19 protein-coding genes and 1 pseudogene are annotated in these 23,489 nt (G+C 62.1%); 16 read left to right on the top strand and 4 right to left on the bottom strand.

Features of this window, described 5'->3' with window-relative positions; translation table 11 throughout:
- The first annotated feature begins 104 nt into the window (after positions 1–104).
- The 7 genes and pseudogenes from mscM (at position 105) to frdD (ending at position 10,047) form a co-directional block, all read left to right on the top strand.
- A complete protein-coding gene (mscM, locus tag LG30_RS0112260) occupies positions 105–3,377 on the top strand; it encodes a miniconductance mechanosensitive channel MscM (RefSeq protein WP_033130994.1) in 3,273 nt (1,090 codons plus the stop codon).
- A gap of 149 nt (positions 3,378–3,526) precedes the next feature.
- Positions 3,527–4,204 (top strand): glycerophosphodiester phosphodiesterase, encoded by a 678-nt coding sequence (locus LG30_RS0112255; RefSeq protein WP_033130993.1) that lies wholly within the window; start codon positions 3,527–3,529, stop codon positions 4,202–4,204.
- Positions 4,205–4,362: 158 nt separating this feature from the next.
- Positions 4,363–6,238 (top strand): annotated as a pseudogene (locus LG30_RS20985) (methyl-accepting chemotaxis protein).
- 514 nt (positions 6,239–6,752) lie between these two features.
- Positions 6,753–8,537, top strand: a complete 1,785-nt coding sequence (gene frdA / locus LG30_RS0112245) for a fumarate reductase (quinol) flavoprotein subunit (RefSeq protein WP_033130992.1) — start codon at positions 6,753–6,755, stop codon at positions 8,535–8,537.
- Positions 8,530–9,264 carry a succinate dehydrogenase/fumarate reductase iron-sulfur subunit gene (locus LG30_RS0112240; RefSeq protein ID WP_033130991.1) on the top strand — a complete coding sequence of 245 codons (735 nt, stop codon included), beginning with the start codon at positions 8,530–8,532 and terminating at the stop codon, positions 9,262–9,264. Before frdA ends, LG30_RS0112240 begins: the two co-directional genes overlap by 8 nt.
- 16 nt (positions 9,265–9,280) lie before the next feature.
- The gene (locus tag LG30_RS0112235) at positions 9,281–9,679 is read left to right on the top strand and encodes a fumarate reductase subunit C (protein ID WP_033130990.1); all 399 of its coding nucleotides are present in this window, start codon (positions 9,281–9,283) and stop codon (positions 9,677–9,679) included.
- Positions 9,680–9,690: 11 nt separating this feature from the next.
- Positions 9,691–10,047 (top strand): fumarate reductase subunit FrdD, encoded by a 357-nt coding sequence (gene frdD, locus LG30_RS0112230; protein ID WP_033130989.1) that lies wholly within the window; start codon positions 9,691–9,693, stop codon positions 10,045–10,047.
- Positions 10,048–10,156: 109 nt separating this feature from the next.
- Here frdD and LG30_RS0112225 read toward each other — a convergent pair whose 3' ends face one another.
- Positions 10,157–11,374 carry a winged helix-turn-helix domain-containing protein gene (locus LG30_RS0112225; RefSeq protein WP_033130988.1) on the bottom strand — a complete coding sequence of 406 codons (1,218 nt, stop codon included), beginning with the start codon at positions 11,372–11,374 and terminating at the stop codon, positions 10,157–10,159.
- Positions 11,375–11,442: 68 nt separating this feature from the next.
- Positions 11,443–12,084 (bottom strand): class I SAM-dependent methyltransferase, encoded by a 642-nt coding sequence (locus LG30_RS0112220; RefSeq protein WP_033130987.1) that lies wholly within the window; start codon positions 12,082–12,084, stop codon positions 11,443–11,445.
- A 238-nt stretch (positions 12,085–12,322) separates the two neighbouring features.
- On the opposite strand from LG30_RS0112220, the gene LG30_RS0112215 reads away from it, so the two are divergent.
- The 3 genes from LG30_RS0112215 (at position 12,323) to LG30_RS0112205 (ending at position 15,402) form a co-directional block, all read left to right on the top strand.
- On the top strand, positions 12,323–13,141 hold the full coding sequence (locus LG30_RS0112215) for an SDR family oxidoreductase (protein ID WP_033130986.1): 819 nt from the start codon (positions 12,323–12,325) through the stop codon (positions 13,139–13,141).
- 87 nt (positions 13,142–13,228) lie between these two features.
- A complete protein-coding gene (locus LG30_RS0112210; RefSeq protein WP_033130985.1) occupies positions 13,229–13,945 on the top strand; it encodes a response regulator in 717 nt (238 codons plus the stop codon).
- Positions 13,942–15,402: an ATP-binding protein gene (locus tag LG30_RS0112205; protein WP_033130984.1), complete on the top strand. Its 1,461-nt coding sequence runs from the start codon at positions 13,942–13,944 to the stop codon at positions 15,400–15,402. The genes LG30_RS0112210 and LG30_RS0112205 overlap by 4 nt, the downstream gene beginning before the upstream one ends.
- A gap of 71 nt (positions 15,403–15,473) precedes the next feature.
- Here LG30_RS0112205 and rloA3 read toward each other — a convergent pair whose 3' ends face one another.
- Positions 15,474–15,989, bottom strand: a complete 516-nt coding sequence (gene rloA3 / locus LG30_RS0112200) for a retropepsin-like aspartic peptidase RloA3 (RefSeq protein ID WP_374941507.1) — start codon at positions 15,987–15,989, stop codon at positions 15,474–15,476.
- A gap of 405 nt (positions 15,990–16,394) precedes the next feature.
- Between rloA3 and LG30_RS0112195 the strand changes: the two genes are divergently transcribed.
- The 6 genes from LG30_RS0112195 (at position 16,395) to LG30_RS0112170 (ending at position 22,081) form a co-directional block, all read left to right on the top strand.
- Positions 16,395–17,438 carry a GMP reductase gene (locus LG30_RS0112195; RefSeq protein ID WP_033130982.1) on the top strand — a complete coding sequence of 348 codons (1,044 nt, stop codon included), beginning with the start codon at positions 16,395–16,397 and terminating at the stop codon, positions 17,436–17,438.
- A 99-nt stretch (positions 17,439–17,537) separates the two neighbouring features.
- Entirely contained in the window at positions 17,538–18,725 is a 1,188-nt protein-coding gene (gene earP, locus LG30_RS0112190; RefSeq protein ID WP_033130981.1) for an elongation factor P maturation arginine rhamnosyltransferase EarP, read from the top strand.
- A gap of 43 nt (positions 18,726–18,768) precedes the next feature.
- A complete protein-coding gene (gene efp, locus LG30_RS0112185; RefSeq protein WP_011707002.1) occupies positions 18,769–19,335 on the top strand; it encodes an elongation factor P in 567 nt (188 codons plus the stop codon).
- A 196-nt stretch (positions 19,336–19,531) separates the two neighbouring features.
- A complete protein-coding gene (locus LG30_RS0112180; protein ID WP_033130980.1) occupies positions 19,532–20,143 on the top strand; it encodes a DUF2238 domain-containing protein in 612 nt (203 codons plus the stop codon).
- 110 nt (positions 20,144–20,253) lie between these two features.
- Complete coding sequence (locus LG30_RS0112175; RefSeq protein ID WP_033130979.1) at positions 20,254–21,006, top strand: DUF3530 family protein; 753 nt, start codon at positions 20,254–20,256, stop codon at positions 21,004–21,006.
- A gap of 118 nt (positions 21,007–21,124) precedes the next feature.
- Positions 21,125–22,081 carry a D-2-hydroxyacid dehydrogenase gene (locus tag LG30_RS0112170; protein ID WP_033130978.1) on the top strand — a complete coding sequence of 319 codons (957 nt, stop codon included), beginning with the start codon at positions 21,125–21,127 and terminating at the stop codon, positions 22,079–22,081.
- A 176-nt stretch (positions 22,082–22,257) separates the two neighbouring features.
- Here LG30_RS0112170 and LG30_RS0112165 read toward each other — a convergent pair whose 3' ends face one another.
- Positions 22,258–23,340: a glycerophosphodiester phosphodiesterase gene (locus LG30_RS0112165; protein WP_033130977.1), complete on the bottom strand. Its 1,083-nt coding sequence runs from the start codon at positions 23,338–23,340 to the stop codon at positions 22,258–22,260.
- Positions 23,341–23,489 lie beyond the last annotated feature (149 nt).

Genomic DNA, 23,489 nt, shown 5'->3' with positions numbered 1-23,489 from the left:
TGATCACCCGTCATTTATGTTGTGAATCATTAACCTGGAAGGCTTTACCCGCCCTGGCCCCTGCTTTAGGCTAAGGCGACTTTTCATGAACGGAAACGTGCGCCATGTTGCAACGCCTGCTCTGTCTGCTGATCTTCGTCAGCCTCTTCCCCTCTCTCGCTCAGGCCAATGACGCCATCACTCAAGTTGAAGAGCTGCTGCAGAGCGTGCCCAAAACCGATATTCCGGAGAACCAGCAACTGCGGGAGAGCTACCAGCAGGCGCTGCAATACGCCCGGGATGCCCAGCGCTACCGGGAGCAGGGCAAGGTCTACCAGCAGATCCTCATCGACTACCCCAAGGAGTCGGCCCGCCTCAAGGAGAGCCTGCACAACTATCAGCCCCAGTCCCGCCCGCCCCTCTCCTCCCTCAAGGAGGAGGCACTGCGCCAGGCCATCAGCCTGAGCAGCAACCGCCAGATCAACCTGCGCAAGGAGCGCCAGGCGGTGATGGATGGTCTCAACCAGCTGGAGAGCACGGGCCAGGAGTATCACCTGCGGGTCGACGAGCTGCGCAAGCAGCTGCTGCAGACCCGCGCCCAGCTCGATCGCCTGAGTTTCAGCAACGAGTCGGATCGCCTGCAGGAGGCCCATCAACTGGCCACCCGCCTCAAGGAGCAGAGCCTGTCTGACCGGATCCAGATGCTGGAGCTGGAGCAGCTCTCCGCCCAGCAGCGCAACGATCTCGGCAAGCTGAAGCTGCAGGAGCTCAACCTCGCCATCACCGATGAGGACGAGTGGCAGAACAGCCTGCTGACGCAACAGAACCTGCTGCGGCGGGAGAAGACGGAGCAGGCGCTGGCGGAAAGCGAGCGGCTGCGCCGGCAGCTCACCTCGGATCTGCCTCTGCTGCAGGAGCAGCAACAGCAGAATCAGGCGCTCTCCCTGCAACTCGGCGCCCTGGAGGAGCAGATCGAACGGGTGCAGGACGAACAGCGGGACATCGACACCTCCCTGTCAGGACTCAACGATCTGGTCAACTCGGTGCGCGAGCAGCTGGAATGGCTGCAGATCAGCAACGCCTACGGTGAGAACCTGCGCAGCAAGCTGGCCGATCTGCCCAACTACTTCCCGCTGGAGAAGCTGGAGTCCGCCATCGTCAAGGCGCGCATGGCGAAGTACCAGTACGAGACAGAGCAGGATGCCCTCAAGGATCCCGACCAGATCCGCAACAGCCTGCTCAGCGGTGATGACATCACCCTGGACAGGGCCCAGCAGGCGGTGCTCGACAACCTGCTCAAGGCCAGACGGCAACTGCTGACCCGGCTCAACGACGCCTCCGACACCCTGATCCAGGAGCAGACCCGGCTCAAGCTGCTCTACAGCCGTCAGAACAGCAAAATCGACGAGATCCGGGACATCAGCGCCAGCCACCTGTTCTGGATGCCGGATGTGCGCCCGCTCACCCCGACCGTGCTGCTCGGGGTGCCCACCGCGCTGAGCCTGCTGATCGATCCCGCCAACTGGTTGCAACTGCCCAGGGCCATCGTGGAAAACAACCCCATGAACCTCACCCTGGCCGGGCTCGGCCTGCTGGTGCTGGCCTGGTGCTGGGCCAAGCTGGGGCGCCACCTGGTGCAGTACAGCCACTACATAGCCCCGCGCATCGGCAAGGTGACCCAGGACAAGTTCAGCCTCACCAGCCGGCTGCTGGTGCGCTCCCTGCTCGCCGCCCTGCCGCTGCCCGCCATGGTGCTGATGATGCGCGGCCTGCTGGACGGCGCCTGGCAATACCCCTTCGCGGTGGCCGTGGCCCGTGGCCTCGGCGAGATCTGGTTTCTGCTGCTGGCGCTGCTGGTCGCCCGCCATCTGACCCTGGAGAAGGGGATCCTGATCCTGCATTTTCGCTGGCCGAAAGAACCGGTGCAGCGGGTGTGGGGCCAGTTCCGCACCCTGCTGCTGGTGCTGATCCCGAGCTTCTTCGTGCAGGGCATGGCCAACAGCTATCAGGAGCACGCCTTCTACGACTCCCTCGGCCGCCTGGCCTTCATCATAGGGGCGCTCTGGCTGCTGCTGTTCTTCGCCCGCCTCAACCGGGAGAAGCTGCCGCTGACCTGGGGCCAGGCCGACATGACCAAGCCCCATTTGCTGCACCACTTCATCTGGAACAGCCTGATGCTGGCCCCCCTGCTGGCGGTGCTGGGCTCCCTGTTCGGCTACTTCTATACCTCCCGCACCCTGCTGCGCCAGCTGGAGCTGAGCCTGCTACTGGGGCTCGGCTGCCTGCTTGTCTATTACTTGGCCCATCGCTGGATGCTGATCCAGCGCCGCCGCCTCGCCTTCGATCGCGCCAAGAGCAAGCGGGCCGAGATCCTGGCCCAGCGGGAACGGGACGAGGACGATCTCAGCTCAGAGATCCCGGACGTGGTGGAGGAGCCCGAGCTGGATCTGGACACCATCAGCGCCCAGTCGCTGGGGCTGGTGCGCACCCTGCTGATGCTGGGCTTCACCATACTGGTGGTGGTGCAATGGTCGGATCTCAACTCGGCCTTCAGCTTCCTCAGCAGCATCGAGGTGTGGCAGGTGAGCAGCAAGGTGGCCGGCATAGAGCAGCTCTCCGCCATTACCCTGCAGGATCTGATGCTGACCGCCTTCGCCTTCATCCTGACCGTGGTCACCGCCCGCAGCCTGCCGGGGCTGATGGAGCTCACCCTGCTCCAGCATCTGAGCCTCTCCCCCGGTACCGGCTTCGCCCTGACCACCGTCAGCAAATATATGGTGATCCTGATAGGCGCCCTCACCGGCTTCTCCATGCTCGGCATCGACTGGTCCAAGACCCAGTGGCTGGTGGCGGCGCTGTCGGTGGGCCTCGGCTTCGGCCTGCAGGAGATCTTCGCGAACTTCGTCTCCGGCCTCATCATCCTGTTCGAGAAGCCGATCCGGCTCGGCGACACCGTCACCATCCGCGATCTGACCGGCACAGTCACCAAGATCAAGACCCGCGCCACCACCATAGTCGACTGGGACAGGAAGGAGATCATCGTCCCCAACAAGGCCTTCATCACCGAGCAGTTCATCAACTGGTCCCTGTCCGATGCCATCACCCGGGTCAAGCTGCGCATCCGCATCGGCCTGACTCAGGAACCCAAGCGAGTGCAGCAGTTGCTGGAGCAGTGTGTGCAGGAGTCCAGCCTGGTGCTGGATACCCCGACTCCCGAGGTATTCCTGGTCGAGTTCACCGACTCGGCGCTCATCTACGAGATCCGCCTCTACGTGAACAACATGGATCACCGCATGCCGATCACCCATGAGGTCCACTCGTTGATCCTGGAGAAGCTGCATCGACTGGGCATGCATCTGCCGCACCAGCAGATCGATATCAGGATGAGCCGCGGATGAGCGGGATCACCCCATGTCCATCGTGCACCCATGAAGTCCATTCGTTGATCCTGGAGAAGCTGCATCGACTGGGCATGCATCTGCCGCACCAGCAGATCGATATCAGAATGAGCCGGGGCTAGCCCCGGTAGATGAGAGAGGAACACAGCATGCAGATCATTGCCCATCGCGGCGCCAGCGGGCTGGCGCCGGAAAACACCCTCAAGGCGATGGCGCTGGCCATCGAACTCGGGGTCAGCGCCATCGAGCTCGACGTGCAGCAAGCAGACGGCGAGCTCTGGGTATTCCACGATCGGCGGCTGGAGCGCTGCACCGATGGCCACGGCGTGCTCGCCCAGCAATCTCGCGCCTATCTGGCAAGACTGGATGCGGGCGAAGGGGAACATATTCCGACCCTGTGGCAGGTGATGGCCCTGATCGGGGGGCGCTGCGAGCTGCACATAGAGCTCAAGGGAGCCCATACCGCCAAGCCGGTGGCGGCCCTGACCCGGCGCGCCGAGTCTGAGCTCGGTTTCACCCCGGCGCACTGGGTCATCTCTTCGTTCCATCATCCCGAGCTGGCACGCTTCGCCCGGTTACGGCCCGAGCTGCGCCTTGGCGCCCTGACCGCCAACCTGCCGTTGCAACATGCCCGCTTTGCCGAGCAGCTGGGGGCCTGGTCACTCAACTGCGATGTGGACTTCGTCGATGCCGGGCTGGTGGCGGATGCCCACCGGCGAGGGTTGAGAGTCTTGGTCTATACGGTCGATGAGCCGAGTGACAGAGACACACTCGCAGCCATGGGTGTCGATGGTATCTTTACCAACCGGCCAGATCGATTCAGCTGAGTATTGACGCGCCCTGGCGGGCTATAAGAAGGTGAAAAAAACGGAAAAATAAGTGCGCATCGGGATACATAAAGTGCAATTCAAGCCGATACAACATTGGCTCATAACAATAACAGACCACACCCAGATATCAGATTGACGCTCACAAGGATGTACACATGAATCTATCCATCAAGAACAAGCTGGTCCTCGCCATCGGGGCCATCATCCTGGTCATCACCGGCCTGCAGGTCTGGTACAACACCTCCCAGCTGCGCAGCGAAACCCAGCGGCTGATCTGGAGCTTCATCGACGACAGCTCGGCCTCCAACGTGAAGGGGATCTCCCGCTGGCTGGACGCCCGCATCAGCATGGTGAGCTCCACCAAGGAGGCCTTCGCCAAGGAGGATGAGCCCATCAGCCACCTGGCCCAGTCCATGAACGCGGGCAACTTCGATCTGGTCTACGTGGGCACCCAGGATGGCCGGATGATCCAGAGCAAGCAGACCAGCCTGCCGGCCGGCTATGATCCGCGCCAGCGTCCATGGTACAAGGACGCCATGGCGGCGGGCAAGCTCGCCATCACGGCCCCCTACGCCGATGCCGCGTCGGGCAACCTCATCATCACCATCGCCGAGCCCTTCAGCCGTGGCAACACCCAGGGGGTGATCGCCGGTGACGTCTCCATCGAGGGGCTGGTGCGCGACGTGCTGGCCATGAACTCCGAGGGCACCTACGCCATCCTGGTGGACAGCAACGGCACCATCATAGCCCACCCGGACAAGGCGCTGACCCTCAAGCCCGCCACCGCCCTCTCCCCCGAGCTGACGGCGGCCAAGGTCAACGAACTGGCCCATGACAACACCATCTCCGAGATGGAGATCAGCGGCAAGGCCAGCGTGTTCGATCTCACCGAGATCCCCAACACCAACTGGTACTTCGGCATAGTGGTGGACGAGGCGGTTGCCTATCAGTCGGTGTCCCGCATGGTCAGCTCCGCCCTGCTGCAGGGGCTGCTCACCATCCTCATAGTGGCGGGCTTCTCCTACGTCGCCATCAACAGCTCCCTGGCACCGCTGAAGACCCTCGGCGAGGCGATTGCCGATCTCTCCCGCGGCAACGGCGACCTGACCCGCCGCATCAAGATCGAGCGGGAAGACGAGGTGGGCACGGTCGCCAGACACGTCAACACCTTCATCGAGCGGATCCACGTGATGGTACAGGACATCTCCAACTCCTCCGGGCAGCTGAACCAGCAGGCCAGGTCGTCCCACGACATGGCGGAGAAGTCCAACCAGGGTCTGGCGCGCCAGCAGAACGAGATCTCCCAGATCGCCACAGCGGTGCACGAGATGTCCGCCACCGCGGTGGAGGTGGCCAGCAACGCCGAGCAGACCGCGGATGCGGCCCGCAGCTCCTCCAGCAGCTGTGAGCACGGCAAGCAGGTGATCGCCCGCAACCAGCGCTCCATCACGGATCTCGCCACCCAGGTCAAGCAGGCCTCCGGCATCATCCAGGAGCTGGAGAAGAACGCCCAGGAGATCAACACCATCCTCTCCACCATCCAGGGCATCGCCGAGCAGACCAACCTGCTGGCGCTGAACGCCGCCATCGAGGCCGCCCGGGCCGGTGAACAGGGCCGCGGCTTCGCGGTGGTGGCACGAGGTGCGGGTGCTGTCCCAGCGTACCCACAGCTCCACCGTCGAGATCCGCAGCATGATAGAGACCCTGCAACGCAACACTCAGGGCGCCGTCAGCACCATGCACGAGGGCCAACTGCTGGCCCAGAACAGCGTGGAAGATGCGAACGATGCCACTCAGGCGTTGGAGCAGATCACCACCTCCATCAATCAGATCTCCGACATGGCGACCCAGATCTCCAGTGCCGCCGAGGAGCAGCGGGCGGTGACCGACGAGGTCAGCCGCAACATCCAGGCGGTCAAGGACGTCTCCGACGAGCTGGCGGTGGATGCCGACAGCTCCCGCAACCTGTCGGCTCAACTTAAAAATATTTCAGGTGAGCTGAACAATCAGGTGGGCATGTTCCGCATCTGAGACCACCCAAACCAAGGGGCCATCCAGGCCCTTTTTTTCGTAAAAACCCTTTTGTTTCAGTAGTTATTACCAGATGACCACCCCGGTCATTTTTGTGACGCCCCTCTCCATTCAGGTCACATACAGCCTATTCGTGCCTCAACTCCACTATATTCGCATTACTTTTTTGAAGTCTTTTTACGTGCAAAAGGCATGAGAATAATTATTATTAAATATTTTTGATAAAAAACTTAAAAACTTTATGGGTAATACCTAAAAAGAGAGGCATTTCTCATTTTTTTGAAAGAAAACTACATATAATCTTGGGGTTAAAATAACCATAGCAATGTTAATGGCTGATCCGGATGACTGATGGATGGCGATAATGACGGCGTTTTTATCCAAGGAATGGGGTGGTTACAGTAAAAACCACCATTGCCACGCACTAAAACAAACCAGTTTGACTTGCATCAAGCCTGAATTTTTTTAATCGAGCAAAATCGTGCCCAGCAAATCTATCCCTAAGGAGGCAGATGTGGATATTATCAAGACCGATGTCGCCATCATCGGTGCCGGTGGTGGTGGCCTGCGTGCCGCTATCGCCATAGCAGAGGCCCACCCTGAGCTGGAGATCGCCCTGATCTCCAAGGTTTACCCGATGCGCAGCCACACAGTGGCCGCAGAAGGTGGCGCCGCCGGCGTCGTCCGTGATGATGACTCCCTCGAAAACCACTTCAACGACACCGTGTCCGGTGGCGACTGGTTGTGCGAGCAAGACGTGGTGGACTACTTCGTCAACAACGCCACCAAGGAGATGGTCCAGCTCGAGCACTGGGGTTGCCCCTGGAGCCGCAAGCCGGATGGCAAGGCCAACGTACGCGCCTTCGGCGGGATGAAGATCCCCCGCACCTGGTTCGCCGCAGATAAATCCGGTTTCCACATCCTGCACACCCTGTTCCAGACCTCCATCAAGTACCCGAGCATCAAGCGCTTCGACGAGCACTTCTGCATGGACTTGATCGTGGAAGATGGCCGCGTGCAAGGCGTCCTGACCTTCGACATCCAGAACGGCATCACCCGCTTCATCCAGGCCAAGTCCGTCATTCTGGCCACCGGTGGCGCCGGTCGCGTGTATCGCTACAACACCAATGGTGGCATCGTCACCGGTGACGGCATGGCGCTGGCCTACCGCCACGGCGTGCCCCTGCGCGACATGGAATTCGTCCAGTATCACCCGACCGGTCTGCCGGGCACCGGCATCCTGATGACCGAAGGTTGTCGTGGTGAGGGTGGCATCCTGCTCAACAAGGATGGCTACCGCTACCTGCAAGACTACGGCCTGGGCCCGGAAACCCCGGTCGGCCAGCCGAAGAACAAACACATGGAGCTGGGTCCCCGCGATCGCCTCTCCCAGGCATTCTGGCAAGAGCAGCAGAAAGGCCGCGTGATCCAGGGCCCCATGGGCGACGTGGTTCACCTCGACCTGCGCCATCTGGGCGAGAAGTACCTCAAGGAGCGTCTGCCCTTCATCTGCGAGCTGGCCAAGGCCTACGTGGGTGTGGATCCGGTCAAGGAGCCCATCCCGGTCCGTCCGACCGCCCACTACACCATGGGTGGCATCGAGACCAACGGCCAGTGCGCCACTCGCATGCCGGGTCTGTATGCCCTCGGCGAGTGTGCCTCCGTCGGTCTGCACGGCGCGAACCGTCTGGGCTCCAACTCCCTGTCCGAGATCGTGGTCTTTGGCAAGGTGGCCGGTGAACACGCCGGTGAATTCGCCAAGACCCAGGCCCACGGCGACACCGCCGCCCTGGCCGCCAAGGCCGAGGCCTTGATCAAGCAGCACCTCTCCTTGCTCGACATCGACGGCACCGAAAACCCGGCCGATATCCGCAATGAGTTGGGCATGTCCATGGAAGCCGGGGTCGGTATCTACCGTACCGAAGAGCTGATGCAGGGCACCATCGACAAGATCAACGAGCTGAAAGCCCGTTACAAGAAGGTCAAGATCAACGACAAGTCCTCCGTCTTCAACACCGATCTGCTGTACGCCATCGAACTGGGCTACATGCTGGACGTGGCCGAAGCCATGGCGCACTCCGCCATCAACCGCAAAGAGTCTCGTGGTTCCCACCAGCGTCTGGACGGTTACGAGGATCGCGACGACGTGAACTTCCTCAAGCACACCCTCTCCTTCTACAACCAGGAAGGCGTCCCGACCATCGATTACTCCGATGTGAAGATCACTAAATCCCAACCGGCAAAACGTGTGTACGGTTCCGAGGGTGAGAAACAAGACGAGGCTAAGAAGAATGGCTGAGATGATCGAAATTGAGATCCTGCGCTACCGACCGGAGCAGGACAACGAGCCCTGGATGCAGACCTTCCAGGTTCCTTACCTGAAAGAGATGTCCCTGCTGGACGCGCTGCAGTACATCAAGGATCAGCTGGACTCCACCCTGAGCTTCCGCTGGTCCTGCCGGATGGCGATCTGCGGCTCCTGCGGCATGATGGTCAACGGCATTCCGAAGCTGGGCTGCAAGACCTTCCTGCGGGACTATCTGCCGGGCAAGATGAAGATCGAGCCGCTCAACAACTTCCCGATCGAGCGCGATCTGGTGGTCGACATGTCCGACTTCATCGAGAAGCTGGAGAGCATCAAGCCCTACATCATCCCGTCTGAGCCGCGTAACCTGTGCGACGGCGAGTACATCCAGACCCCGGCTGACATGGCGAAGTATCACCAGTTCTCCATGTGCATCAACTGTGGTCTGTGCTACGCCGCCTGCCCGCAGTACGGCATCAACAAGAAGTTCACCGGTCCTGCGGCACTGGCACTGGCCTATCGCTACAACGCCGACAACCGCGATGGCGCGTCCAAAGAGCGGATGAAGATCCTCAGCCAGGACGAAGGCGTCTGGGGCTGTACCTTCGTGGGCTACTGTTCCGACGTCTGTCCCAAGGGCGTGGATCCGGCCGCCGCCATCCAGCTTGGCAAGGTCGAGAGCGCCAAGGACTACATGATCGCCATGTTCAAGCCGGATTGAGACCAGGAGTGAGACCATGAACAACACCAATAGCAAACGTAAGCCCTACGTGCGCGAAATGAAGAAAGACTGGTGGCTGAAGAACGCCTTCTACACCGGTTACATGATCCGCGAAGGCACCAGTATCTTCGTCTCCATCTACGCCGTGGTGCTGATGTGGGGGCTGATGCGCCTGGTCCAGGGTCAGGAAGCGTTCAACGGCTGGCTGGAATCCCTGCAGAGCCCAATCGCCATCCTGTTCCACGTCATCGCACTGGCAGCCTGCCTGTTCCACGCCAAGACCTGGTTCGCCCTGGCGCCCAAGGCCATGCGCATCTTCCGCGGTGAAGACCTGGTGCCGGAGAAGCCGATTGTCATCGCCCAATACGTGGCACTGGCGGTGGTATCCCTGCTGATCCTGATCATCGTGGCTTGAGGAGATAAATGATGAGACGTTCTGACGAACCCATTTACTGGGGACTCTTTGGTGCCGGTGGCATGGTGGTTGCCATGCTGCTGCCGGTGATTGTCCTCATTACCGGTCTGCTGGTGCCCATGGGCATCATGGACGTGGAGACCATGAGCTTTGAGCGCGTACACGCCTTCGCCAGCTCCTGGTGGGGTGCCTGCATCCTGCTGGTGATCATCGCCCTGCCGATCTGGCACGGCATGCACCGTATCTACCACGGCCTGCACGACCTTGGGATCCACACCACCAAGCTGCACCACTATGTGTTCTATGGCTTCGCCTTCCTGGTGTCCGCCATCACCGTCGGCCTGCTGATGGTGCTGGTTCTCCAGTAACAAGCAGCTACCAGATCGACACGCCAAACCGGGCGCCTCTCACCAAGGCGCCCGGTTTTTATTTGCCTGCATTATTTGCCTGCAATGAGTTAGCGATGACGCCTGTCCACTAGGACGCCTTGGACCACAGCGCCAACAGGGGCGCGGGGATGGCACCAAGTTGCAGGATCGGCGTCCGGTGCCAGTCCGCCAGCTTCTGCAGTACCCTGGCCAGATCCTGCGCCAGTATATTGGTCACCCTGACCCCTGCCTCCAGATAGAGGCTCTTGACCTCGAACACCCCCTCCTTGCGATGGGCCTTGGTATCGAGGCGGCCCACCAGCTGGCCCCGGTGTAGCAGGGGCAGCACGAAGTAGCCGTACTGGCGCTTGGGAGCCGGGGTGTAGCACTCGATGCGGTAGTCAAAGTCGAACAGCTCCTTGGCCCGCTTGCGATCCCACACCAGGGGATCGAAGGGTGAGAGCACTGCGGTATGGGTCGCCTTGAGGGAACCCGCCTGCGCCTGCGCCAGCTCATCGGCCAGGGAGGCGTGGACGAAGGCGCCGTGCTGCCAGCCCTCGACCCGCACCGGCAGCAGCTCCCCCTCGTCCGCCAGCTGATGGAGCAGGGCATCGTACTTGCCACGGCGCAGGCGATAGTAGTCGGCCACCCAGCCGGTCTTGACCAGTCCCAGCGCCCGGCAACTGGTACGCACCATGTCCCTCTGCGCCTGCTCCGAGCTCGGCAAGTCCCGGCCGTCGTCCCAGTCCGGACGCACCCGCTCGGCGAGATCGTAGACCCGCTGGAAGTTGCGCCGCTCGCGCACCATCAGCTGGCCGGCGGTGAACAGCACCTCCAGGTGGCGCTTCTCCGGTTTCCAGTCCCACCAGCCATTGCCCTTGCCCTCCTTGCGTTCAAAGTCAGCGGCGCGCACCGGGCCATGCTCGCGGATCCGCTCGATGATCTGGCCTATCTCCTGCTGATGAGCCGCGAGCCAGTTAGCCGAAAACTTCCAGCCCATGGCGGCGGGATCCAGCATGCGATGGCGCAGCAGCCGGTAGTCCTCGCGGGGAACGAAGCAGGCCTCATGGGCCCAGTATTCGAAGATGTCACCTCCTGCCAGCAGTTGCTCCAGCCAGGCGGGCTCGTACTGGCCAAGGCGGCTGAACAGCACCAGATAGGGGCTGCGCGCCACCACTGAGATGGTGTCTATCTGCAGCAGCGCCATGCGTTGAATGCAGGCCAGCACGTCGGCCGGTCGCGCCTTGCGCCTGGGGGGCGTCAACAGCCCCTGGGCCGCGAGTTGCAGGTGACGGGCGTCTTGCAGGGAGAGATGAGGGATCGACATGGGGATACCAGCTCCTTGGTAACAGGCTCCCAGCATGCCCAACTCATGGCCAAATGAAAACGGCTGACTCAGGGTTTGGTGATGACGGCCACATCCGCATGGGGGAACTGGACCTCTGCCTGCCAGCGATCCGCCAGGGCACGAAACGACGCCTCGGCGAAGAACACGATGTGAGTCGGATCGTGGCGGTAACGCCAGCTCCTGAAGCGCTCGTCACCGAGCACCCGCTGGGTCTGCAGCACCAGGATGCCGCCGGATCTCAGGCAATCCCAAAGCCCGTCCAGCGCACTGCGCGGATCGGCGATGTGCTCGATCACCTCGGTGCTGGTGATGAAGTCATATTGCCGATTGAGCAACTCGGGCTCGTCGGCGTAGAACTTGTCGTAGCCCGCCATCTCAAAGCCCGCCTCCCGTCCCATGGCGATCAGCGCAGGGCCGGGGCCACAGCCAAAGTCGAGGCCGCTGGCCGGGGGTGGCACCCGGGCGAGCACCTCCCCGAAGGCCCGCATCAGGAAGCCGCGGTAGCGGGGATCGTCCACCTGGTTGTCGTGTCCGTCGTAGACCGCCTTCTCCGCCGCCGGCGCCAGATGGAAGGCCGGATCCAGCCAGACCAGCTCACAGCCGAGACAGCGATGGTAATGCTTGCCGGCAACGGGCAGAGAATAACTGTTGGGATGGTCGCAGAGTGGGCAGCAGGGGGAGGAAGCCATAAGGAGTCTCGCGTTGAACGAATGCCCGGCAGGGTGCCTGCCCCCTCGGTCGCTGGCAAGGGATTTTGTCCCCCCTGCTCGGCCGTTCGTAGTGGACTGTTATGCCTCCCTTAAGGGTTCCTTAAGCCTGGTCCCTTATTCTTGCGAGCAACAGGTGCGGGTCGGCGGCCCTCATGGCCCCAAACCCAGGCCGGATTGCGCCTTCTCTCGGTCTGCTCTTAGGGATGAACATCTCATCATGAAACTGCAAGGAAAACGCGTGCTGCTCACCGGTGCCAGCGGCGGGATAGGCGAAGCATTGGCTCAGGAGCTGGCGGCGCAGGGTGCGTACTTGCTGTTGCAGGGCCGCAGGGCAGTCGCACTGGAGCGACTGCGCAGGGATCTGACTCAGTCCGATCGGCACCAGATAGTGATCGCCGATCTCGGCTCGGCGTCCGAGCGGGCCAGCCTGCTGCAACACCCCATGCTGGATGAAGGGCTGGACGTGCTGATCAACAACGCTGCCACCAACCAGTTCGCCTGGCTGGAAGATCAGAGCGCGGAGCAGGTCGAGCGCCAGCTGCGCCTCAACATCGAGGCCCCCATCCAACTCACCCGCGCCCTGCTGCCGAGGATGCGCAAACCCGCCGTCATCATGAACGTGGGGGCCAATCTGGGGGCCGTCGGCCACCCCGGTTACAGCGTCTACTGCGCCAGCAAGTTTGCCCTGCACGGTTTTAGCGAGGCCCTCGGCCGTGAGCTGGAAGGCTCGGGCATCAGGGTGCTCCACTTCGCCCCGCGCACCACCCGCACCCGGCTGGACTCCGAGGCCGCCTACGCCATGAACGTGGCCCTTGGCACCCCCATCGATAGCCCCTATGTGGTGGCCGAGCAGGCCGTCATCGCCTTGTGCAACGAGACCCGCCGCCGCTGGCTCGGCTGGCCGCAGGCGATGATGGTGCGCCTCAACGCCCTCTGTCCCTGGCTGGTCGACCGGCTGCTTGCCCGCCAGCAAGCAGTCATCAAACACTATGCCCGCCACGGGCAGCCCGGCATCACCGGCCACAACGCCAAGTGATGAGTGCCATCCTGCTTCCTCGATGATGTAAACTGGAGCCGTCTGCCTGTCTGATGGCGACTATTTGATGGATGGAGAACGACAAAGATGCGGATCCTGTTGGTAGAGGATGATGTGATGTTGGGGGATGGCATGCAGGATGCCCTTCGTCACAGCGGTTACACCGTGGACTGGTTGCAACAGGGCTTGCCGGCCCTCGCCGCACTCAAGAGTGACGAGTTTGCCGCCATGATCCTGGATCTCAACCTGCCGGACATCGATGGCATCAGCTTGCTGCGCAAGCTGCGCCGGGAGGGATATCAGCTACCCGTGCTGATCCTCACCGCCCGCGATGCCCTCGACGATAGAGTGGTCGGGCTGGATGCGGGCTCCGATGACTACATGGTCAAGCCCTTCGCCCTGCAGGAGCTCAATGCCCGCCTGCGCGCCCTGGTGCGCCGCAGCAAGGGGCAGGCGCAGGCCAGCCTGGAATACGGGGATATCCTGATCCACCCCGATGCCCAGCAGGTCACCTATCAGGGCGAGCCCGTCCGGCTCACTCCCCACGAATACAAACTGCTGCAGGAGCTGGTGAGCCAATGCGGCCGGGTGCTGAGCAAGGAGCAACTGCAGCAAAGTCTCTATGGCTGGGATGAAGGGGCCGAGAGCAACGCGGTGGAGGTGCACATCCACCACCTGCGCAAGAAGTTCTACTCCGAACTCATCCGCAACATCCGCGGGGTGGGGTATATAGTGCCGCAGATCGAGTCGCAGATTGACTCGCAACGCAATGCCTCAAGCGCCGAAGGATCGCCCCGTTCATGACTCGCGTCCGCTCCATCCGCCGCTTCCTGCTTGCCGGGATACTGGCTCTGGTCAGTGTCAGCCTGGCCGTCAGCGGCTTCATCGGCTATCTCGAAGCGAACCACGAGATGGAAGAGCTGTTCGATGCCCGCCTCGCCCAGTCCGCCCGCATCACCAACCAGCTGCTCAGCCGTTATCTGAAGCAACGCGGCGAGCTGCCCAGCAACGGGGCCGTCTACCAGGAGTGGGAGCAGGCCGTGCCCGATGACCCCCATCAGGAGAAGCGCAGCTTCAGCCAGCTGGGGCGGGACAACGAATTCACCCCCTACGGTCATGAGTTCGAACGCAATCTCTACTTCCAGCTGCTCGACGAGCGGGGTGCCATCCTGCTGCGCTCTCCGAGCGCGCCAGCCCAGCCACTGACTACTCTGGAGCGCGGCTTCAACAGTGAGACCAAGGATCACCACGAGTGGCGCACCTTCACCCTCTACAACGAGGATCAGCGCACCTGGCTCATCGTCGCGGAGCGGGACGATGAGCGCGGCGAGCTGGCCAGCAGCATGGCCACCCTGACCATGCTACCGCTGTTCATCACCCTGCCCTTCCTGCTCGGCCTGCTGTGGTGGCTGGTCTCGGCCGGCCTGTCCCCGTTGCGCCAGGTCGCCCAGGCCATCAGTGAACGCCATCCCGCCAACCTGAGCCCGCTCACCCTGAGCCTCAAGGCCGAGGAGCTGACGCCCATCGTCAACGAGATCAACCGACTGATGCACACCCTGGCCGACACCATAGAGCGGGAGAAGCAATTTACCAACGAGGCGGCCCACGAGCTGCGCACCCCGCTGGCGGTGCTACGCATTCACAGCGAGAACCTGATGGCGGCCGAGGACGATGCCACTCGGGAGCAGGCACTGCGCAAGATGCTGCTGGCCCTCGATCGCAGCGATCGGCTGATCCGCCAGCTGCTGACCCAGGCCCGCATCGACAACCAGCAGACACCGGCCCTGAACCGGCTGGACTTGAGCCAGTTGCTGCAAGGAACACTCGCCACCCTGGCGCCGCTCGCCCTCAAGAAGGAGCAACAGCTCTCGCTGGAGGGGGAAGAGCATCTGCAGGTGATGGGGCAAGCCGTGCTGATGGACCTGATGTTTGGCAATCTCATCGACAACGCCCTGCGCTACACCCCGGCAGGGGGCGAAATTGCGGTGATGATCGCCGCAGAGGGGAACAGGATCAGGGTGGATATCAGGGACAGCGGCCCCGGCATTCCCACCGCGGCGCTGTCACGCCTGTGTGAGCGCTTCTATCGGGTCAATCCCCAGCAGGGGGATGGGGTGGGGCTCGGCATGGCCATCGTCCGGCGTATCGCCGAGTTGCATGGCGCGGATCTCGACGTGCACAACCGACCCCACGGCGGGTTGGAGGTCAGCATCTGGCTGCCCATTCCCCACCACATCGATGCGCCCTCTGCCCATTCCTGAATGTAAAAACGGCCCATCATGGGCCGTTTTTACATCGACAAGATAGCGACTCAACGCCAGCAAGTTGGCCGCTAATCGCAGCTGGGTTGCACGGTAAAGGTACGACTGGAGTCCACTGGCCCCAGCTCGGCCAGCAAGCGGCGCCCCAATAGCACCGGATAGTTCATGTCGCTGCGATCCCGCAGGGTGAACCACTCCTGATAAACCTTGTCACCGAGGCAGATGGACATGGTCACCGTGGGTCTCTCCTCCATGCCACCGGCACCGCGCACCGTCACGCTGCGCTCCACCGGGCGCTCTAGGGTCTGCATCACCTCCTTGTCGGTGTTGGCATCGGTCAGCACCAGGGTGAAGCGCACCCAGGGCTTGCCATCGCGCTTAAAGTGCTGCAAGGCGCGCGCATCCAGGGACGACGTGAGGGCGCCGGTATCGAGCTTCATCTTCACCGCCACCCGCTTCGCCGACGTCGCATCCGGCATGATCAATCCCTTCTCGATCCAGCCATAGACGGTCGGGGCGGCCCAAATGCCGGGTGACAAGCAGAGGCTGGCCAACAGCAACCAGCGAAATTTATGTGATCCGGACACGTTGTCTTCCTCATCGGGGCGGACCGGCAATGGCCCGCCCTGCCAGAGTGGGCAGCGCCATGGCGACTGTCAACTGGCAAAACTCGCGTAGCGGATAAAGCCGGGAACCCGGCTGCGGCGCGGGCCAGTGGCGCGACAGCATCTGGCCAGGAAGGCGTTGAGGTGGGAATAAGGCGAGGAGCGGTCGGCATCGAAAAGGTGCTGGATGACCCCCACTGCCGCGCTCAGGTTGTGACGCCAAAGGCTAACACAAGGCTTCGTGAATTATCAGTCTTGTTCTGACGGGATTTTTCCCTAGACTGTTGTAAACCGGAGGCCTTGAAAACCTGCGGTTTTTTTGTGCCTGCCGACAATTTGCCCACTGCAAAAGTGACGTATCACACAAGGCTCAATAAGGAATTCGCAATGCGTATCGAAGAAGACTTGAAGCTCGGTTTCAAGGATGTCCTGTTCCGCCCCAAGCGCTCTACTCTCAAGAGCCGTTCCCAAGTCAGCCTGACCCGTCAGTTCACCTTCAAGCACACCCAAACCCAGTGGCAGGGGGTGCCCGTCATCGCCGCCAACATGGACACGGTCGGCAGCTTCGCCATGGCCAGAACCCTGGCCGGCTTCGAGATGATGACGGCGGTACACAAGCACTACAGCCTCGCGCAGTGGCAAACCTTCGTCAATGAGACCGATCCGGCCCTGCTCGGCCATGTGATGGTCTCTACCGGCACTTCCGAAGAGGACTTCACCAAGACTCGCCAGATCCTCGCCATGTCAGGCGCCCTGCGCTTCATCTGCGTGGACGTGGCCAACGGCTACTCCCAGCACTTTGTCGAATTCCTGCGCAGGATCCGCGAGGCCTGCCCGCACCACGTCATCCTGGCGGGCAACGTGGTCACCGGCGAGATGGTGGAGGAGCTGATCCTCTCCGGCGCCGACATCGTCAAGGTCGGCATAGGCCCGGGCTCTGTCTGCACTACCCGGGTCAAGACCGGGGTCGGCTATCCCCAGCTCTCCGCCATCATTGAGTGCGCCGATGCGGCCCACGGCCTCGGTGGCCAGATCGTCGGTGACGGCGGCTGCACCTGCCCGGGTGACGTGGCCAAGGCGTTTGGCGGCGGCGCCGACTTCGTGATGCTGGGGGGCATGCTGGCGGCCCACGAGGAGTGCGGCGGTGAAGTGGTGGATGTGGATGGCACCCCCTTCATGAAGTTCTATGGCATGAGCTCGTCCAGCGCCATGGACAAACACGCCGGCGGCGTCGCAGATTACCGCGCCTCCGAGGGAAAAACCGTGCTGCTGCCCTATCGCGGCCCGGTGGAAAATACAGTGCGCGACATCCTCGGCGGCGTGCGCTCAACCTGCACTTATGTAGGCGCTAGCCAGCTCAAGGAACTGACCAAGCGCACCACCTTTATCCGGGTGCGCGAGCAGGAAAACAACGTCTACGGCAAGGAGTAAGTTCCTCTTCGGCCCAATGCCGACCGTTAGAAGCCTGTCAGCCGGTGTGCTACCCTGCCCACCGGTTTTTTTGTCTCTTTTTTATATAGGTGCCCACCCATGGCAACCCCTGCGCCTCTTTCTCTGCCCCCGTTTGACTGGGATATCTTCTGCTGCGTCGTGGACAACTTCGGCGACATCGGCGTCACCTGGCGACTCGCCAGCCAGTTGCAGCGGGAGGGCCACGGTCAGGTCCGGCTCTGGGTGGACGATCTGGTGAGCTTCGCCCGCATCTGCCCAGGGCTGGATCCTGCACTGGATGGTCAATGGATAGAGGGCATCTATGTTCAGCGCTGGCATGACACAGTGCCGCCCAACATCGTGCCGGCCAGGGTCGTCATCGAAGCCTTCGCCTGCGAACTGCCCGCCCCTTTCGTGCAGGCCATGGCCGAGCAGAGCCCGCCCCCCTGCTGGATCAATCTGGAATACCTCAGTGCCGAAGCCTGGGTCGAGGATTGCCACGGCCTCGCCTCCCCCCAGCGGGTGGGCAAGCTGAGCCTCAATAAATACTTCTTCTTCCCGGGCTTCACCCCCAGAACCGGTGGCTTGCTGTGCGAACAGGGGCTGATCGCGGCGCGGGAGCAGTGGCAACAAGACGAGGCGGGGCTTGCCGCCTACTGGGCCGGCCTGGGATTGGCACCCAAGGGGAAGGATGAGCTGAGGATCAGCCTCTTCACCTACGAGAGCCCGGCGCTGAAAAGCCTGGTCGCGAGCTGGTGCCAGGGCGCCACCCCGATCACCCTGCTGCTGCCGCTGGGCCGTTCGCTCCGCGATGTGTTGACCGGTGCCGGACTGGCAAACGCCACCCCCACCGCCCAGGCCGGGGATCTGCTGCATTCGGGCCATCTCACCATCAAGCTGCTGCCGATGACGGATCAGGCCGGCTACGATCGGCTGCTGTGGAGCTGCGATCTCAACCTGGTGCGGGGCGAAGACTCCTTCGTGCGAGCCCAGTGGGCGGCCCGCCCTTTCCTGTGGCACATCTACCCCCAGGACGATCTGGCCCACATCGCCAAGCTGGATGACTTTCTCGACCACTATCTGGCCGACTTGCCGCCCCAAGCAGGCCAGTGGCTGCGCGCCTTCAACCAGGCCCTCAATCATGGGCAAGATGTGCGCGAACTCTGGGCCCAATGGCCACAATTCGGCACTATTTGGCAACAACATGCGCGAAGCTGGTCACAGAAGTTGCTTGCCGATGGGGATCTCGTCACTCGGCTGGTGAAATTTTTAGAAAGCCGTATATAATCTGGCAGTTTTTATCTGCCCGTATACGAACAGGAATTTTTACATGAAAACCGCACAGGAAATCCGCGCTGGTAACGTCGTCATGATCGGTACCGAGCCGATGGTGGTCCAGAAAGCCGAATTCAACAAATCCGGCCGTAACTCCGCCGTGGTCAAGATGAAGCTGAAAGGCCTGCTGAACGGCAGCGCCACCGAGACCGTATTCAAGGCTGACGACAAGCTGGAAGTCGTTCAACTGGAGCGTAAAGAGTGCACCTACTCTTACTTCTCCGACCCCCTGTATGTCTTCATGGACACCGAGTACAACCAGTACGACGTCGAGAAAGACAACCTGGGTGACGCGCTGAACTACATGGTTGACGGCATGGAAGACATCTGCGAAGTGACTTTCTACAACGAGAAAGCCATCTCCGTCGAGCTGCCGACCACCATCGTCCGCGAAGTTGAGTACACCGAGCCGGCCGCCCGTGGCGACACCTCCGGTAAAGTGACCAAGCCTGCCCGTCTGAAGGGCACCACCTACGAGCTGGCCGTGGCCGCCTTCGTAGAGATCGGCGACAAGATCGAGATCGATACCCGCACCGGCGAGTTCAAGCGTCGCGTCAACTGATCCGACGGCTTCATGCCAGTGTAGAAAAAGCGAGCCCAGGCTCGCTTTTTCTTTGCGCGCAATAGCGCCAGTGCTGTTCAGCCCGGGTCAGTGACAGTGAGCCGCAGGTTGGGGGAGAATTCGCTCGCCCCCTTCCATCTCGCGTCAATCGGGGCTACACCATGAAGTCAGACTTCTCCTTCATCACGGGCTCCCTATGACATCTCATCAAAAAATCCTGCTGCTGTTGCTCACCTTGCTGGCACTGACAGTCTCTGGTTGGCAACCCTATGACCGCGTGACCTGGCTGCTGGAAGTCATCCCCGTGCTCATCGTCATGCCGCTGCTGATCCTGAGCCACGAGCGCTTCCCGCTCACCAGCTTGCTCTATCTCGGCATCTTCCTGCACGCCCTGGTGCTGATCCTGGGGGGCGCCTACACCTATGCCCGGGTGCCGCTCGGCTTCGACCTGCAGCAGTGGTTCGAGCTCAGCCGCAACCCCTATGACAAGATTGGCCACTTCTTCCAGGGCTTGGTGCCCGCCCTGGCCTGCCGGGAGATACTGCTGCGCGGCCACCATGTGCAGGGCAAACGCATGCTGGCGTTTCTGGTGGTCTGCGTGGTGCTGGCCATCAGCGCCACCTATGAGCTGATCGAATGGGGCGCCGCGGTGGCGCTGGGTCAGGGGGCGGATGAGTTCCTCGGCACCCAGGGGGATCCCTGGGATACCCAGTCCGACATGTTCTGCGCCCTGATCGGAGCCATCAGCGCCCTGCTGCTGTTCACTCCCCTGCACGATCGGCAGCTGGCCAGACTGGAACAACGTTAAGGCTCAGGGGGAAGGGGTCTGCTCCTTCCCCCTACCAGGCACTGCAAAACGATCGCCGCCCTTCAGAAAAAGGATCTGCCGCCGTTAACCCGAGTAACCGGGGAGCGCATATGGCCAGATTATCCTTACCACTGCTGTTGTTGAGCCTGCTGGCAAGCCACTGCTTGTCGGCCAGCGAGCAGGCGCCTCCCGCACCGCTCGACCACTGGCAGGAGGCCGACTGGAAAGGTCTGCCAGCCAGCATCCAGGTCGACAAGCAGACGGTGTTGTTCGCCAGGCACAGCAGCGATAACTACCTGGGGCTCGCCATCCTGCTGCCGGACTGGCAGCGCAGCGGCCAGTTGTGGCAGCTGACCCGGGATCTCGGCCGACTCGGCTTCGATATCCTGTTGCTGCTGCCCTCCCCTCAGCAGACCGAGCTGGATCCGGCCGCAGAGAAGAAACAGAAGACCATGGACGCCTTTCGCCAGCAATTTGCCGAGCGCATCGTCAAACTCAGCGATGCCAAGCTGCAGGAGGGCGGCTTCAAGCTGCTGCTGGCACAGGGCACCAGCGCGGCCTGGGCCGCCAACCTCATCGCCAGCGAACAACTCCCCGCCCCCGATGCCCTGGTGCTGCTCGACGGTTTCTTCCCCAATCAGCTGAGCAACCAGACCCTGGCAAAACAGGTGGCTCAGGCCAGCATTCCGACCCTTGATCTCTATCAGGAGGAAGGGGGGCGCTGGCCTTTGCTGGCGGCCGAGGCGCGCAAGAGCGAGAGCCGCCGCAGCCACAAACTCAACTACCGCCCCTACGCCCTGATGGAACTGGACGAGACACCCGCCCGCATCCAGGGCTGGCTGACCCACCTCGGCTGGATCTGACCCAGTCACGGGGTATAGGCATATTCGGGCCAGGTTGTGACGGTCGCGAGCAGGCCGCAGGGCTGGTCAGCCCGCCCCCATCTTTGGCATGATGGCCTCATCAATGGCAGGAGGCTTCATGCAGCAAATCGTGTTTCTCGACAGCGACACCCTGGACGCCGGCATCAAGCTGGGTCGCCCCGATTTTCCCCATCACTGGCAGAGCTACCCCAATACGGTGCAGGAGCAGGTGGTAGAGCGGCTCAGATGTGCCAGCATCGCCATCATCAACAAGATCCGTATCGGCGCCGCCGAGCTGGCCCAGCTACCCGAGCTTCGCCTGATCGCCCTGGCCGCCACCGGCAGCGACAACCTGGATCTGGAAGCCTGCCGCGCCGCCAATGTCGCGGTGTGCAACATCCGCAACTACTCGGGCCCCTCGGTCCCCGAGCATGCCATGGCGCTGATGCTGGCCCTGTCGCGCAACCTGTTCGCCTGGCGTCAGTCCCTGCTGGAGGGGCGTTGGCAGCAGAGCGGCCAGTTCTGCTTCTTCGATCACCCCATCTCGGATCTGCACGGCAAGCGCCTCGGCATCATCGGCAAGGGCACCCTGGGCCAGGCCCTGGGTCAACGCGCCAGCGCCATCGGCATGGAGGTCTATTATGCCCAGAGCCAGGTCGGCGCCGTGGGTGATGAGGACAGGCTGCCGCTGGACGCCCTGCTGCAGAGCGCGGATGTGATCAGCCTGCACTGCCCGCTGACCCCCTACACCCGCCACCTCATCGGGGAGCGGGAGCTGGCCATGATGAAGCCGGGCGCCCTGCTCATCAACGTGGGCCGGGGCGGCCTGGTGGACGAGCAGGCCCTGCTCGAGGCGCTGGCCAACGGCCGGCTCGGCGGTGCCGGTTTCGACGTGGCAAGCCAGGAGCCACCGCCCCCCGACCACCCGCTGATGCGAGCGCTGCAATACCCCAACTTCATCCTGACCCCGCACGTGGCCTGGGCCAGCGCGGAGTCGATGCAGCGCCTCGCCGATCAGCTGATCGACAATATCAACGCCTTCGCCGTCGGCCGACGCCAGCATCGGCTGGTCTGACGCCTGGCCATGGAAGAGGAGCCCGCAGGTGATGCCGGCCGAGCATCATGACCGGATGAACGCGAAAAATAAGGGGAGGCACAGTGCCTCCCCTCTGGTATTTCGCCAGTCGACGAATACTGCGTCGCTGACTGGCGTGCCTCACTGGCATCGTTCTCGGTCTCCCGCTCTGCGCCTCAACGCAGGGCGACGGGGGGTGGCAGCGGGATGCCCCGCGCCTCCATCACCACCCGCAGCCGATCCGGGTAGTCTGTGATCATGCCGTCGACCCCGTTCTCCAGCATACGGTTCATGGTGCCCTCATCGTCGACCGTCCAGGGGATCACCTTGATGCCCTCGGCGTGAGCCGCATCGACCAGATCCGGCGTGGTGTACTCCACATAGCCAGGATCCCCGTAACGACCCCCCTGAGGATCCCCGTGCACCGGGGAGATGGCATTGGCACCGAAGGAGACCACGGCCTGCACCAGATCCCCATTGAAGTCATCGATGTCGATACCGCCCAGCCAGGGAGAGGCCCCCGGCATGCCAACCTGCAGGAACGGCTGGCCATTGGTCAGGGCGATGATGGGCAGGCTGGGTTCGAGCTCCCGTACCAGCATGAGCGCACCCCAGTCGAAGCTCTGTATGGTCGCCTGTCGCATCAGGCCCGCGTCACGGATGTCCTTGAGCACCGTCTTGACGAAGAGTTCCCGGGGGGCCGTCTCCTCCGGCGCGGCGGCCTCGACCTTGGTCTCGATATTGAGCAGCACCTGATCGGCCCGATAGGACTTCACCAGGGCGAACACCTCTTGCAGGGTCGGCATGGTGGCGCCGGGGACCAGCACCTGTTCCGGAAAATCGGCCAGTGGCAGGGAGCCGCAATCCAGGGTCTTCACCTGAGCCAGAGTCAGGTCCTTGATATATTTCCCCACGTAGGGGTACTGGGGATCGCCCGGGCTAACGGGCTCGGTATCCAGGCACTTCTTGTCCGAGATCTTGCGATCATGGGTCACGACCGCGATGCCATCCCGGGTGATCTGGGTATCCATCTCCAGGGTGGTGACCCCCATCTCAAGGGCATTGGCAAAGGTCGCCAGGGTACTCTCCGAGACGAGACCGAGGCCGCCACGATGCGCCTCGAGATCGAAGGCTCTGGGCTCGTGGAACAGATGCGATGTAGAGTCAGGCGGGGATGTCGACTCATTCTCATTGCAGGCCGAGAGCAACAGGGGGGCAAAGAGCACCACGCTCAGGAGGCGAGGTGTGGGAATAGGCATGACAATAACCTTATTGAGTAAGAGGTTCAGCTAACCTAACTCCTTTGTATTTCTAAAATATTAATCTTATTGATGTTTTGATTGTTATTTTCTTCCTCTGTTTTCCACCGAGGGCGGCGGGGCAAAGCACCGACCCCCCTTGACCCGAA

The sequence above is a fragment of the Aeromonas aquatica genome (assembly GCF_000764655.1).
GTDB lineage: Bacteria > Pseudomonadota > Gammaproteobacteria > Enterobacterales > Aeromonadaceae > Aeromonas > Aeromonas aquatica.
This window is presented reverse-complemented; position numbering and strand designations above follow the sequence as displayed.